This window comes from Rheinheimera texasensis (assembly GCF_964031785.1).
GTDB classification, from domain to species: Bacteria; Pseudomonadota; Gammaproteobacteria; order Enterobacterales; family Alteromonadaceae; genus Pararheinheimera; species Pararheinheimera texasensis_A.
Window position 1 is genome coordinate 1,083,540 of the sequence record NZ_CAXIRE010000021.1, and the last position, 13,238, is coordinate 1,096,777.

Consider the following 13,238-nt stretch of genomic DNA (forward strand, 5'->3'; position numbering starts at 1 on the left):
CCCCTACCAGCCATCTGCCTGATAGCATAGCCGCTGTTAGCTGCATACGCAGTTTCGCCCTTGCGCTTTGGCCTGATACAACAACTGGTCGGCCCGGCTCAGCAGTTTGTCGTAACTTCCGGACTCTTGCTGTTGGGCCACGCCGAAACTGGCCGTGACCTGCAAACCAGGCACATCGGCAGAGAAATCCAGCGCTTCGATAGCCTGACGAATACGCTCACTGATCTCAACCGCCTGGGCCAAGCCTGTTTGTGGCAGTAATAACGCAAACTCCTCACCGCCCCAGCGCGCGATGCGATCAATTTCACGCACTTCCTCGCACAGCAGCGCCGCCAGCCGCTGCAACACCAGATCGCCAGCCTGATGCGACCAACGGTCGTTGATGGCTTTAAAGTGATCAATATCCAGCATCACCAGACAGAGCGGTTGTCCGAGACGCTGTGCCCGGCTGAACTCGAAGGCCAGCTGTTCATCAAAAGCACGCCGGTTGGCAAGACCAGTTAAACCATCTTCGCGCGCCTGCGCGGCAAAAGCGGCCGCTTGTTGCTGTAACTGCTCGGCCAGCTGGGTTTTCTCGGCCACGGCCTGGCGCAAGCTTTGCGCTTGCGCCAGTAATTCGGTGGTTTTACCGGCGACCTGCAGCTTCAGTTTCAGCTCAGACTGACTAAGCCGGTACAACCGCCAGCGCACAAAGCCTAGCAGCGCCAATAAAGTCAGCGCGCCGGCACAAAGTTGAACCCAACCCTTTTGCCAAAACAGCGGCAACACCCTGAACTCGATCCGGGCCACGTCGCTGTTCCATTCACTCTCCGGATAGGCGGCACTGACCAGCAAGCGGTAATCGCCCGGCGGCAGGTTGGTATATTCAGCGTGATTGGCGGTGCCACGCTCCACCCAGTCGGGCTCCACGCCCTGCAACTGGGTGCGGTATAAAATCCGCGACGGCATCACATAACTCAAGCCAGCAAATTCAACGCGAATCCGAAAAGTGCCAGCCGGTAATTCGGCGCGTTGCAATGACACTTCGCGGCCATCGGCATTCATTTGCTGCACCACTACCGGCGGTGGTTTCAGACTAAACTGCGCCAGCCGGGCCGGGTCGACACTGGCCACCCCCATCGAGGTGGCGAACCATAAAGTGCCATCCCTGCGCACCGTCGCCGCCGGCACTGAGCCACCATTACACTGCGCACTTTGCATACCGTCGGCTTCACCAAAAATGTCAGAGCCTGCCAGCCGCTGCGCTTTGCCATCGGCCACGGCATGCGCATCACTTTGACTGATCCGCACTATGCCTCTGTTGCTGCTGAGCCAAAAATCACCTTTGTTGTCGGCAAGCAGCGCGAAGATTTTTTCCACCGGCAGCCCGGCGCTACGCCCGACCAGCCGTAATACATTGCGGTTGAAATCATAACGGACGAGGCCACGGTCTGTAGCAAGCCATACATAAGAACTGTCTTTATCGTGATGAAAATCAAATACATATTCAGCCTGTTCCTGACTGACTAAACTCAGCGGGCGCAGTTTCCCATTGGCCCAGACCGCCGCACCTGAGCCGGTGCCAATCCACAATTGTCCACTCTGCACTTTATCCGGCACCTGAAGATACAAGGCCGAAATAAAATTGCCCGGCAGGCCATCTGCCACTGTCAGCAAGCTGATTTGCTGCTGATGCAACCGATGCAGACCGGCCGAAGTGCCGATGAACACTTCATCTGCCACAGGTGCAATAGCGCGAACTTCGTTACTGGCAAGGCCATTGCCACGATGGTAATGCGCCACCACCTGCCCCTGCCGCAGCTGGTAGGCACCATCGCCATAAGTGCCAACCCAGACATCGCCGTCCGCGCCCTCGGCCAGACTGAGCACTGAAACGCTGTCATTGAGCTGAATTTTACTGATCTGGCCCGCCGACCAGCGATCCAGCCCACCGGCGCTGCCAATCCAGACACTACCATCAGAATGCTCAAGAATGGTGCGGACATAATTGTCGGCCAGACCCTGCTGTTGCGTCAGATTGGTAAAAGGGGTTTCACGCAGCCGGTACAGGCCGGCGTTGGTGCCGACCCAGATACTCTGTTCACTGTCCTGAAAGATACTCAGCACCCGGTTATTCGGCAGGCCATCCTGCACCGCCAGCTGCTCGATACCGAGTTCACTGAGGCGCTGCAGACCCTGATTCAGCGTGCCAATCCAGATCTGGTTCTGCGTATCGACATACAAAGCCGTCACCGCCACGTTGGCAAGAACCGGGTTGACCAGACTGAACTGCTGACCGTCAAAGCGGAATAACCCTTGTTCAGCCCCGACCAGCAAGCGACCATGCTGATCCAGTGTCAGCGCGAACACATTGACATCCGGCTGGTCGGGCAGCACCGCAACCTGCTCAAAGCGGATCTCAGCTGCCGCTGGATCAGCCCGGTACAATCCCTGCTGTGTGGCAACCCACAGGGTGCCCTGACGGTCCTGCTGTAACTGATAAGCCACCCTCACCGGCAAACCGGCGTCACTGCCAAAGCGCTGATATTGCCCGTCCGGCAGTTGACGGGCGACCCCACCACCTTCGATGGCAAACCAGAGCTGACCTTGCTGGTCACGCAGTAAATCATTGATGAGCTGGCCAAGCGGCGGCAAACTTTGCCAGCGACCATTGCCGACGCGGCTGACACCGCCACGGGAACCGGCTACCAGCAAACTGCCGTCGTTTTCGCGGAAAAATGTCCGCACACCGACATCAGGTAAACCGGTGATGGCGTCGCGGCCAAATACGGTAAAATCACGGCCATCGTAACGCGCCGCGCCTTCCCAGGTCGCCAGCCACAAATAGCCGTCACCGCTTTGCTGGATATTGTTGATGGTGTTATGCGGCAGGCCGTCGCGGGTTGTCCAGCTTTCGCGGAAATAGTCATGTAGCGGCGTCACAGCCAACGCTGGCCACGCCAGCATTAAACTCAGGCCGTACCACAGAATGATCTTAATCCACAGCATGTCCGTCTCCGGCTGAAATCAGTCAGCTAATGCCCAGCATAAATGTTTGAGTTGCAGATAATCGTTGATACCGTAACTGGAGCCTTCGCGGCCAAATCCGGCGCTGCCAACACCACCAAATGGAATGCGGGCGTCCGAAATGGCCGTGACATTCATCCCGACCATGCCGGCTTTCAGCGCCGAAGCCACCCGGTAATTACGCTTTTCGTCGGCCCCATACAGGTAAGCTGCCAGGCCACCGTCGGTCTGATTGGCGAGCTGCAGCGCCATCTGCTCGTCGGCAAAGGTCTGTAGCGTCAACACTGGGCCAAAGATCTCCTGCTGACAAATCGTCATGTCCATCTGTACGTCAGCAAGTAGCTGCGGCGCGACAAAATGCCCGATATCAGGCACAGACGTTTGCCGGCACACCAGCCGCGCCCCGGCTGCCAGTGCATCAGCCACCAGCTGCTGTACTTTGTCGACGGCGGATTGGTTAATCAGCGGGCCAATTTGGCTATCCGCCGCAGTGCCAGCGCCCAAACGCAGTGCCTGCACTGCCGCTGCGAGCTTTTGTTCCAATGCAGCGGCGATACTGCTATCGACCAGCACCCGGTTGATACAGACGCAGGTCTGGCCGGCATTGCGAAATTTCGCCGCCATAATACCGGCAACGGCTGCATCCAGATCCGCATCGGCAAATACCAGTACCGGCGCATTACCACCAAGCTCCAACGACAGGCGTTTCAGCGTCGCGGCACTTTGTTGCATCAGCTTTCGCCCGACCGCGGTGGAGCCGGTAAAACTGACTTTGGCCACTTGCGGCGAAGCGATGAGATAAGCCGCCACCGGATCCGGCGTGGCACAAGGCAGCAACTGGATCACGCCGGCCGGAAAGCCGGCCTGCTGCGCAAGATCCACCAGCGCCAGCGCCGTCAGTGGCGTGTATTCGGACGGTTTCACAATGACCGGGCAGCCGGCAGCAAGTGCCGCACCTAATTTACGGGTGATCATCGCCGCCGGAAAATTCCACGGCGTCAGTGCCAATACGACGCCAACAGGTTCAGGAATATTCAACAAAGTGCGGCCGGCCACGCTAGGGTGTTGCCAGTCACCACGAAGGCGCAGCGCCTCACCGGCATACCAGTTTAAATAAGACGCGGCGTAATCAATTTCCGCCCGCGCTTCGGCAAGGGGTTTACCCTGTTCGGCTGTCAGCAATTGCGCCAGCCAATCCTGGTTCTGTAACAGCAGCGCATGCCACTTCATCAGTAAGCTCGCCCGCTCCGTTGCGGTACTGCGCCGCCACAACGGCTGGGCTGCAACGGCCGCGTCCAGCGCCAGCTGCGCATCAGCGGTGCAGGCACTGCTGACCTGCGCCAGGGGCTGCCCTGTCGCCGGATCTGTCACCGTGAAGCTGTCGGCCCTGTGCTGCCAGCGGCCGGCGATGAACAGATCACAAGGTGGCAGACGCAGTGCTGACGGAACTGGGTGCATCAGAGACTCCTGTTATACGACAGCGCGAATCATAACTCTAACCGGCTGGCAAATATAGAAAAACCGCTGAAAAAACCAACGCTGACCACCGCATTCTGTCGTTTTTTCACTGGCGGTTCCAGCAGCTCATGAGGCAAAATCGCAAGCGAAAAAAAACCAGCCGCAGCTGGTTTTTTCTGACAAAGCCCTGAATTAATCTGGCTTTTTCGACACGCCTACCATAGCAGGACGTAATAAACGACCGTTCAGTTCATAGCCTTTTTGCATGACAAAAATAACGGTATTCGCTGCCAGCTCAGCATTCGGCTGAATTGACATCGCCTGATGGAAATCCGGGTTAAACGGCTGGCCCTGCGGATCAATTTGTTGCACACCGTATTTGGCTACTGTGTCCAGCAGGCCTTTTAACGTCAGCTCGACGCCTTCTGCTAACGCTTTGACCGCTTCGTTGGCCGGGTCGATGAAACCTAATGAGCGTTCCAGGTTGTCCAGCGCCGGTAATAAATCACCGGCAAATTTTTCTAAGGCGAACTTATGCGCCTTTTCTACGTCCTGCGCGGCACGACGTTTCATATTCTCGGCTTCCGCCCGTACGCGCAGCGCTAAATCAGTCTGCTCGGCTGCTGTGGTGCGGGCTTTTTCCAGCTCAGCTTCGAGTTTGGCAATAATCTGTTGTTCATCAGACAGTTGCACTTGCTCTTGCTCAACCTGCTGTTCCTGTTCTGCGCTTTGTACCTTGTCTTGCTCGTTCATTGCTTACTTACTCCGAAATGAATGCGGCTATTATGGGGATTGTCACGGCTGATTCAAGTGCTTTGATAGCTGTAAGCCAACCGCTTCGACCAAGGGAATGAGATGAGCATAATGCATCCGGCTCGGTCCTATGAGCGCCAGCACCCGGTGCGGCTGGGCCTGATAACGCAGTGCGATGATACTGACGTTGTGTAATTCACTGAGGCCGGACTCGCGGCCCAAAATCAGTTTGGTGCACTGGTCCTGCAGCACCGGCGACAGCATTTGCAGCAGACAGGCCGGTTGTTCCAGCAACTGCACCACCTGCTGCAGCGCGGCATCTGACTGATATTCAGCTTCCTGCAGTAAATGGTGCTGACCATAGACCAGCGGCTGGTTTTGCTGCATTTCATCAAGGCTGAGCTGCGCCATCACATCAAGCAGCAGCGGCTCGACATCGCCGCCCTCCGCGCGCGCCATCAACGCCAGCCGGCCTATCGCATCCGGCCAGCACTGACCGCATAACGCCGCATTTAACACACAAAGACTGCGGCTTAATGTTTGTTGTGTGATATCAGACTGTTGCGCCAACACGCGGTGCAGAATATCGCCTTCCGCATCAATCACAACCAGCAACAGTTTATCCATCGCGAGGCGCACCAGTTCCGCCTGGCGGATCACCCGGCCACCTGCTTTCGGTGGGCTTAACAGACTGACGAGGCCGGTTAAGTTCGCCAGCAACTGACCGGCGCGTTGGATCAGTACCGACGGCGGCAATTGCGGCAATAAAGTCTGCTGAATTTCGTTGAGCCAGCGCTGCGGCACAGGTTCAAGTTGCAGCATTTTATCGATAAACAGCCGGATGCCCTGTGTGGTCGGAATACGCCCGGCTGAGGTGTGCGGCGAGCGGATAAGCCCCATCTGCTCTAACTGCACCATGGTATTGCGCACAGTCGCTGAGCTGACCTGCAGCCCGCCCTGCTCAGAAATAAATTTTGATGAAACCGGGGCACCATCACTCAGGTACTGCTCAACAATGAGTTTCAGAATCAGCTCGGGCCGGCTCAGCATCGGGGTATGTGCTCATGCAATCAAAAGACTTGTCTATAGTGGGGATATCAGCGGAAAAATCAATGACCCATGCGGCAATAGGGCGGCAATACCGCTAAGGAAAGGTTGGCAGCTGAAGGTCATGCTTTGTATACTCGGCGCAAATACACTTAGCGGAACGCGCTGCATGACACCCAGTTTTCGCACCATTGGCCTGATTGGCAAACCCAATCATCAGGGCGCAAATCACACGCTGGTCAGCCTATACCATTTTCTCAGTAAATATGATGTGCGGATCCTGGTCGAAGAACGGGTTGCCGGCACTTTGGGTCTGCCCGACGCCGAAGCCGCTGATTTGGTGGATTTGGGCAAACAATGTGACCTCGCCATTGTGGTGGGCGGCGACGGCAATATGCTGGGTGCAGCCCGCGTACTGGCACGCTTTGGCGTGGCCGTACTTGGTGTGAACCGCGGCAATCTGGGGTTTTTAACCGACTTATCTCCGGAAAGTTTCCAGGTGCCTTTGGCCGACGTGCTGGCCGGCCAGTTTGTCACGGAAAAACGCAATCTGCTGGAAATCGAAGTACACCGCAACGACACCATTAAAAGCAGCAACAGCGCGGTTAATGAGGCTGTACTACACGCCGACAAAGTCGCGCACATGATTGAATTTGAAGCCTATATCAACAATGAGTTTGTGTTCAGCCAACGCAGTGACGGCCTGATTGTCAGCACCCCGACCGGCTCTACCGCGTATTCATTGTCCGGTGGTGGGCCGATTTTAACACCGGAACTGGACGCGATGAGCCTGGTGCCGATGTTTCCACATACACTGAGCAGCAGGCCGCTGGTTGTTGCCGGTACCAGTGAGATCCGTTTAAAAGTGGCACCGAGTAACGACGCTCACCTGCAAATCAGCTGCGACAGCCATGTGATCTTAGCGGTGATGCCGGGTGATGAAATTGTGATCCGCAAACACCCAAAACCACTGATCCTGGTGCATCCACCCGGCTACAGCTATTTCCACGTGCTACGGAATAAACTAGGCTGGGGTTCCAAGCTGTATTAATGAATTCAAATCAATGTGTTGTAATTTATTTCACCACACAGCTTGTCAGCCAGAAAAACACTGTATAAATTAACAGTCATTATTCACTGTGACTGGAACTGACATGCTGACCCATCTTCACATCAGTAACTTCGCGATAGTGCGTGCGCTGGAAATCGAATGGCAAGCCGGGATGACCACCATCACCGGCGAAACCGGCGCCGGAAAATCAATCTCACTGGATGCTTTAGCGCTGTGCCTCGGCGAACGCGCTGACGGCATGGCTGTCCGGCCTGGGGCAGACAAAGCGGATTTGGTTGCCACCTTTGATATCAGCACCTTACCTGCTGCACAGCAGTGGCTGCAAGAACAAGACCTTGCGATGGGGCAAGAATGTATTGTCCGGCGGGTCATTGGTCAGGAAGGCCGTTCACGGGGTTATATTAACGGAGTGCAGGTGCCGGCTCAGCAACTCAAAGCGCTCGGTCAGCATCTGCTCAGCATTCATGGCCAGCACGCCCATCAGCAACTGCTGAAAAATGATTATCAGCGCCAGTTACTGGACGCCTTTGCGGCGCATCCGGAATTGCTGGCAGCCTGTAAACAACAGTGGAAACAAGCCCAGCAGTTAAAAGCCGAATATCAGGCATTACAGCAAAACCAACAACAGCGTGAAGCACAGCGCCAGTTGCTGGAATATCAGGTGGCCGAGCTTGATCAATTCGCGCCACAGCCAGACGAATTCGCTGCGTTAGAAGCCGAGCATCAACGGCTCAGTCACAGTTCAGGCCTGATCCAGAGCAGTCAGCTGGCATTGCAGCTGTTATATGACAATGACGAATCTAACAGCTACGCCATGCTGCGGCAGGCATGTTTTGAAATCAGTGACAGCGCTGCTATCGACAGCCAGCTCAGCCCGGTTGAGCAAATGCTGCAGGAAGCCCTGGTGCAGATTGAAGAAGCCAGTCGTGAGCTGCGCCGATATGCCGAACGCGTGGAAGTGGACCCTGAACGTTTATTGGAAATAGATCAGCGACTGAGCCAATGGCTGAACCTAAGCCGTAAACATCAAATCGCGCCGGACACCTTGCCACTGCATCATCAGTTGCTGAGCCAACAGCTACAGGCCCTGGCCGGTGATGACGAGCGACTGGTTGAACTGGAACTGCATATTCAGCAGGCACTGCGTGAATTCAGCAGCTGCGCCGAACAGTTAAGCCTAAGCCGGCAACAAGCTGCGCTGGAGCTGTCCGCCCGTATCGCCGGCAGCATGGCTGACTTAAGTATGCATAACGCCCGTTTCCATATCGACGTGCAGCCACAGGCGCCGGAGCGCGCCAATGGCCATGGCTGGGACCAGATTGAATTTCTGGTCAGCACCAACCCAGGCCAGCCGTTACAACCCTTGCATAAAGTAGCATCAGGGGGTGAACTCTCACGTATTAGCCTCGCAGTACAGGTCATTCTGGCGGACAAAGTCACTACCCCAACGCTGATTTTCGATGAAGTGGACGTAGGCATCAGCGGGCCTGTCGCCGCCGGTGTTGGCCGCATGTTGCGCCAGCTTGGCAGCAGCACGCAGTTAATTTGTGTCACTCACTTACCGCAAGTCGCCAGTCAGGGCCATCAGCAGCTCTTCGTCGAAAAATATACCGACGGCATTCACACCGAAACCCGCATGCGGGCGCTGACTGATGATGAGCGGGTGCAGGAGATCGCCAGACTGCTGGCCGGTGAAAACGTCAGTGCGCATGCAATTGCCAATGCCCGCGAACTTTTATGCACACCATAAGTCAGAACAGCGCTGCAGCAAAAGCCTGCAGCTTCTGACAAGTTCTGCAGCGCAGCACTTTAATCTTGGCCGGCGCTTGCGGTATGATGCCGGTCACTTTGCTAACTAAAGCTGATAATGAAGAGAATTATGCGCGAGTTGACGTTAAAAAAAGCCGGAGCCTGGCTGTTCGCCTCTGGCCTGATGCTGTCCGTGACAGCTTGCAGCAGCTGGATTTACCGGATAGACGTGCCACAAGGTAACTTTCTGGAGCAAAAAGATATCGACAAGCTGCGCATCCAGATGAGCAAAGAACAAGTGCAGTACGTACTTGGCAACCCAGTGGCTGAGAATAGCTTCGAAGACAATACCTGGCATTATTTTTACGCGCTGCAAGGCGGCCGCGGTGACAATTTCAAAAAACAGCTGGTGCTGAATTTCCAAAACGGCAAGCTGGCAAAAATGAGCGGAGATTTTGACGTGCCAAAAGAGTTTAATGTCCCGCTTGACCAATAACATTGCCGGCTACCGGTGCTGTTAAAACAATAAACCCGCTGAAACAGTGGGTTTATTGTTTTTGTGGGTCTGACTTATTGACCAGCCCTGTCAGTGTGAAGCATCACCATCGGTGTCGTCGTGATCGCGGCTTTGATGCTGCTGCGGCCGGCCACCCGTGACTTTATCTGCCCGCCCTTCTTCTTTCGCTTTGTCGGCGCGGCGCTTGCGCATATCTTTTGGATCGGCAATCAAAGGCCGGTAAATCTCAATGCGATCACCAGCGGTTAAGTTGTCTTCCAGACGCACAGTGCGGCTCCAGATCCCAACTTTGTGCTGCGTCAGGTCAATTTCCGGATACATCCGTAAAATCCCCGAACTTTCAATCGCCTGCCGTACAGTGGCATCCACCGGTACACTGACGCTGAGCAGCGACTGGCGCTGCGGCAAGGCAAAAGCCACTTCAATCAAAATCACATCAGCCATGGGACACTCCATAAACCTGCTTGGCTCTGTTGGTGAATGCCTGCACCATAGCGCCGGTCAGCTCGTTGAAAATCTTACCAAAGGCAAATTCGATGAGCTTGCTGGAGAACTCAAACTCCAGTTCAAGCACCACTTTGCAGGCCTGGTCATTCAGTGGCACAAAACGCCAGCCACCGCGCAGGAATTTAAAAGGCCCGTCGACCAGTTCCATACCAATGCGCTGAAACGGCTCTAAGCTATTGCGGGTAGTGAAACTCTGGGTGATACCGGCTTTGCTGATATCCAGTCGTGCCGTTTGCTGCTGTTCAGTAGCGCTCAGCACCACCGCATGGCTGCAGCCCGGTAAAAATTGCGGATATGACGGAACATCATTAACCAGTTGATACATCTGTTGGCAGCTGTAAAAAACCAGCGCGCTGCGCTCAATTTGTGGCATACTCACTCCCCTGGATCAGGTCGGCGATTGTAACAGATCCTGCCCCTGTCACAAGTTTTCACGGCAGCAACACAAGCTGTGTTGTTTAAGCCCGCAAGTCTTCTCTGAGTTAGCATGACTAAGAAAAAAAACCAAAATGAGGGCGGCACTATCGCCCTGAACCGCAAAGCCCGCCACGAATACTCGCTCGAAGACCGCTTCGAGGGTGGCATGGCGCTGCAAGGCTGGGAAATCAAAAGTATCCGCCAGGGTAAAGCCAATATCGCCGATTCCTACGTCATTATCAAAGACGGTGAGGCTTACTTATTTGGGGCAGTGATCCAGCCACTGAACAGCGCGTCCAGTCATGTGGTTTGTGACCCGGAGCGTTCACGCAAGCTGCTGCTGAATAAACGCGAAATCAACAAATTGATTGGCGCCAAAGAACGTGACGGCTACACCATGGTCGCGACAGCGATGTACTGGAAAGGCCCCTGGGTCAAACTAGAGTTCTATCTGGCCAAAGGTAAACGCGAATTCGATAAGCGCGACGACATTAAAGATCGCGACTGGTCGCGCGAAAAAGAACGGATGATGAAGCATTCCAAGCGGTGATTTAATCTGCCAGGGCTTGAAACTGGCGAATTGATCACCACTTAGAAGCTAAGTAGCACAGAAAGGCAGCAAAGCTCTAAAGCAACGCTTGCCGCAACATGCTGCAGGGCATAGAATGCCTAGGTTACTGAAGCGTTCGCTTCACGAAGAATTCGGGGCTGATACTGGATTCGACGGGATTCACGAACTCCTAAGTGCATGCCGAGGGGCGGTTGGCCTCGTAAAAAGCCGCAAAAAAGTAGTCGCAAACGACGAAACATACGCAATCGCCGCCTAATAAGCGGTAGATGCTCTTCCCCTCACGCATGCCTATAAGCTGAGACTCTGGAAGATCACCCCTAATAGGATCGCATGGCGGCTTTGTCCGGAGCCAAGATGCTAAAACCAATCGGACTCGCCCAACGATAGCCTGCCATTCGGCGCTCCTAGGGTTAACCAAATGAATGGATAAGCATGTAGTACTGAAGACGTAGGTTTTTCGGACGGGGGTTCAAATCCCCCCAGCTCCACCAACAAGCCGAGAGGCACTTAAAAGCCCTAAGAATCAAACACTTAGGGCTTTTTCATAACTTCTAATTTGGACCCCCTTTTTGGACCCCCCTCCTTTCCTGGTAGGATAAAGCCCTGAAGTTGATCAACAGGGAACTGAAGACCATGTCCAAAGACAGAGAATACAGCGGCAAACGCGGCATCTATTGGAAGAGCAACACCCTATACGCCCGGCTTGTCGTCCCCGCAGATCTGAAGGAACACTTCGAAACGGGAGAACTTCTCAGGAGCCTGCAAACGAGAGATCTTAAAGTTGCCGAGTACCGGGCCGCTCAGATATTCCATGAATGGAAAACGCAGTTCGACAAACTCCGGGGATCTTCCCAGGCAGTCAACCAGGCGATGACCTGGAAGACTAAACTCGAGGAAGAGAAACGACGCGACAAAGACCTCCTGGCTGCATTCAGGAGAAACAATCCCCAGAAGACCCTCACCTCCGCAGACATCGACGAGCTGGGCCTAGGTTCAACTTCAATCGCATTTTCTGAGTACATCGAAGAGGTCGCCGAGACTGAGGGAGCAGATTCAGCGAAAGCAATCGCGAATATCGCCAGGGGAACGTCCTTCCCGACGCTGCACTATGCGGAAGAGTGGAAGGCAAGTCTCAAGGTTATTCCCAGGACATTGCAGATGATGGGAACAAGGCTCAAAACGCTCCAGGAGCGATTCCCTGCCCTCCCAGTCAAAAAGACTGAGGTCGCCAAGTGGATCATGGAATTGGAGAGCCAGGACAAGGCCGAAGCAACGATCAAAGGTCTGATTGGAGGTTGTCGGTCTTATTACGATTACCTGATCAGACTGGGCCATGTTGACCCAGAAGTCCCGAACCCGTTCGAGCGGCACAAGTACGCCAGGAAGAAAAAAGCCAGTCGCCAGGACCTCCGCCAAGCCTGGGAAGTTGAGGACCTGATCAAGTTGGTCAATGCGGCCAAACAGAAAGACTCAGATCCGAATCTTTGCTCCCTGATAATCCTGGGAGCATTCACTGGAGCCAGGATCGAAGAATTGGCGAAATTGAAGAAGACAGACATCAAGACCAGGGCCGGAGTGCGTTATTTCTCAATCGAGGAATCGAAGTCCAAAGCAGGTCTCCGGGACATCCCGGTCCACAAGGATATTGATCAGTTCGTCTCTAACCTTGTTGAGAAGTCTTCAGATCAATTCCTGTTACCTGGAGAGCCAGTGACCGAAGTTGGAGAGCGTTCCTCAGCGATTGGGAAGCGTTTTGGGCGATTAAAAACGTCTCTGGGATATGATGGTCGCTATGTATTCCATTCGCTTCGCAAAACGCTTTCTACGCAGCTTGAGCGCCTGGGACTCCATCACAACCAAGCAGCAGAGATAACCGGACATGAGAAAATCGGTGAGACATACGGGACTTACTCCGCAGGTTTAACCATTCAGCAGAAAGCCGAGTTCCTCAACCAGGTTAAATACGACGGCCTGGTACTTCCATCCGTCTAAAACTTGACCCGTTCCTGGAGATGTTCGCCAAAGTGCAACTCTCCAGGAATGACGCGGCCTCCGTCAAAGTCGCTTCACCTAAGAAGAACAACACCCGAAAACTACCTGGAGAACTGTCTAAAAAACAGTCTCAGAGACCTATTTCCCGA

11 protein-coding genes and 1 other RNA gene are annotated in these 13,238 nt (G+C 54.6%); 6 read left to right on the forward strand and 6 right to left on the reverse strand.

Going from position 1 to position 13,238, the window contains the following annotated elements; genetic code table 11:
• Positions 1–36: 36 nt before the first annotated feature.
• From ABNT34_RS16355 to hrcA, 4 genes are all read right to left on the reverse strand, one after another.
• Entirely contained in the window at positions 37–2,988 is a 2,952-nt protein-coding gene (locus ABNT34_RS16355; RefSeq protein ID WP_348733508.1) for a diguanylate cyclase, read from the reverse strand.
• Positions 2,989–3,006: 18 nt separating this feature from the next.
• Positions 3,007–4,464: an NAD-dependent succinate-semialdehyde dehydrogenase gene (locus ABNT34_RS16360; RefSeq protein ID WP_348733510.1), complete on the reverse strand. Its 1,458-nt coding sequence runs from the start codon at positions 4,462–4,464 to the stop codon at positions 3,007–3,009.
• 192 nt (positions 4,465–4,656) lie between these two features.
• Positions 4,657–5,217, reverse strand: a complete 561-nt coding sequence (gene grpE, locus ABNT34_RS16365) for a nucleotide exchange factor GrpE (RefSeq protein ID WP_348733512.1) — start codon at positions 5,215–5,217, stop codon at positions 4,657–4,659.
• 42 nt (positions 5,218–5,259) lie between these two features.
• On the reverse strand, positions 5,260–6,267 hold the full coding sequence (gene hrcA / locus ABNT34_RS16370; RefSeq protein ID WP_348733514.1) for a heat-inducible transcriptional repressor HrcA: 1,008 nt from the start codon (positions 6,265–6,267) through the stop codon (positions 5,260–5,262).
• Positions 6,268–6,433: 166 nt separating this feature from the next.
• Between hrcA and nadK the strand changes: the two genes are divergently transcribed.
• From nadK to ABNT34_RS16385, 3 genes are all read left to right on the forward strand, one after another.
• Positions 6,434–7,315 (forward strand): NAD(+) kinase, encoded by an 882-nt coding sequence (gene nadK, locus ABNT34_RS16375; RefSeq protein WP_348733516.1) that lies wholly within the window; start codon positions 6,434–6,436, stop codon positions 7,313–7,315.
• A 103-nt stretch (positions 7,316–7,418) separates the two neighbouring features.
• Positions 7,419–9,086, forward strand: coding sequence for a DNA repair protein RecN (gene recN, locus ABNT34_RS16380; protein WP_348733518.1), 1,668 nt, complete (start codon positions 7,419–7,421; stop codon positions 9,084–9,086).
• 129 nt (positions 9,087–9,215) lie between these two features.
• Entirely contained in the window at positions 9,216–9,581 is a 366-nt protein-coding gene (locus ABNT34_RS16385) for an outer membrane protein assembly factor BamE (RefSeq protein WP_348733520.1), read from the forward strand.
• A 90-nt stretch (positions 9,582–9,671) separates the two neighbouring features.
• On the opposite strand, the gene ABNT34_RS16390 is transcribed toward ABNT34_RS16385, so the two are convergent.
• On the reverse strand, positions 9,672–10,046 hold the full coding sequence (locus ABNT34_RS16390; RefSeq protein WP_348733522.1) for an RnfH family protein: 375 nt from the start codon (positions 10,044–10,046) through the stop codon (positions 9,672–9,674).
• The gene (locus ABNT34_RS16395) at positions 10,039–10,482 is read right to left on the reverse strand and encodes an SRPBCC family protein (RefSeq protein WP_348733524.1); all 444 of its coding nucleotides are present in this window, start codon (positions 10,480–10,482) and stop codon (positions 10,039–10,041) included. The genes ABNT34_RS16390 and ABNT34_RS16395 overlap by 8 nt, the downstream gene beginning before the upstream one ends.
• Before the next feature lie 114 nt (positions 10,483–10,596).
• Between ABNT34_RS16395 and smpB the strand changes: the two genes are divergently transcribed.
• From smpB to ABNT34_RS16410, 3 genes are all read left to right on the forward strand, one after another.
• Positions 10,597–11,076 (forward strand): SsrA-binding protein SmpB, encoded by a 480-nt coding sequence (smpB, locus tag ABNT34_RS16400; protein ID WP_348733526.1) that lies wholly within the window; start codon positions 10,597–10,599, stop codon positions 11,074–11,076.
• Positions 11,077–11,230: 154 nt separating this feature from the next.
• Positions 11,231–11,588, forward strand: a transfer-messenger RNA (tmRNA) gene (gene ssrA / locus ABNT34_RS16405).
• 142 nt (positions 11,589–11,730) lie between these two features.
• Entirely contained in the window at positions 11,731–13,089 is a 1,359-nt protein-coding gene (locus ABNT34_RS16410) for a DUF6538 domain-containing protein (RefSeq protein WP_348733528.1), read from the forward strand.
• The last annotated feature ends 149 nt before the right edge of the window (positions 13,090–13,238 follow it).

What these genes read in the sequence shown, in the direction of transcription:
- hrcA (WP_348733514.1), bottom strand. Translation starts at nt 6,267, where the DNA reads ATGCTGAGCCGGCCCGAGCTGATTCTGAAACTCATTGTTGAGCAGTAC.
- ABNT34_RS16395 (WP_348733524.1), bottom strand. Translation starts at nt 10,482, where the DNA reads ATGCCACAAATTGAGCGCAGCGCGCTGGTTTTTTACAGCTGCCAACAG.
- ABNT34_RS16355 (WP_348733508.1), bottom strand. Translation starts at nt 2,988, where the DNA reads ATGCTGTGGATTAAGATCATTCTGTGGTACGGCCTGAGTTTAATGCTG.
- ABNT34_RS16390 (WP_348733522.1), bottom strand. Translation starts at nt 10,046, where the DNA reads ATGGCTGATGTGATTTTGATTGAAGTGGCTTTTGCCTTGCCGCAGCGC.
- smpB (WP_348733526.1), top strand. Translation starts at nt 10,597, where the DNA reads ATGACTAAGAAAAAAAACCAAAATGAGGGCGGCACTATCGCCCTGAAC.
- nadK (WP_348733516.1), top strand. Translation starts at nt 6,434, where the DNA reads ATGACACCCAGTTTTCGCACCATTGGCCTGATTGGCAAACCCAATCAT.
- ABNT34_RS16410 (WP_348733528.1), top strand. Translation starts at nt 11,731, where the DNA reads ATGTCCAAAGACAGAGAATACAGCGGCAAACGCGGCATCTATTGGAAG.
- ABNT34_RS16385 (WP_348733520.1), top strand. Translation starts at nt 9,216, where the DNA reads ATGCGCGAGTTGACGTTAAAAAAAGCCGGAGCCTGGCTGTTCGCCTCT.
- recN (WP_348733518.1), top strand. Translation starts at nt 7,419, where the DNA reads ATGCTGACCCATCTTCACATCAGTAACTTCGCGATAGTGCGTGCGCTG.
- ABNT34_RS16360 (WP_348733510.1), bottom strand. Translation starts at nt 4,464, where the DNA reads ATGCACCCAGTTCCGTCAGCACTGCGTCTGCCACCTTGTGATCTGTTC.
- grpE (WP_348733512.1), bottom strand. Translation starts at nt 5,217, where the DNA reads ATGAACGAGCAAGACAAGGTACAAAGCGCAGAACAGGAACAGCAGGTT.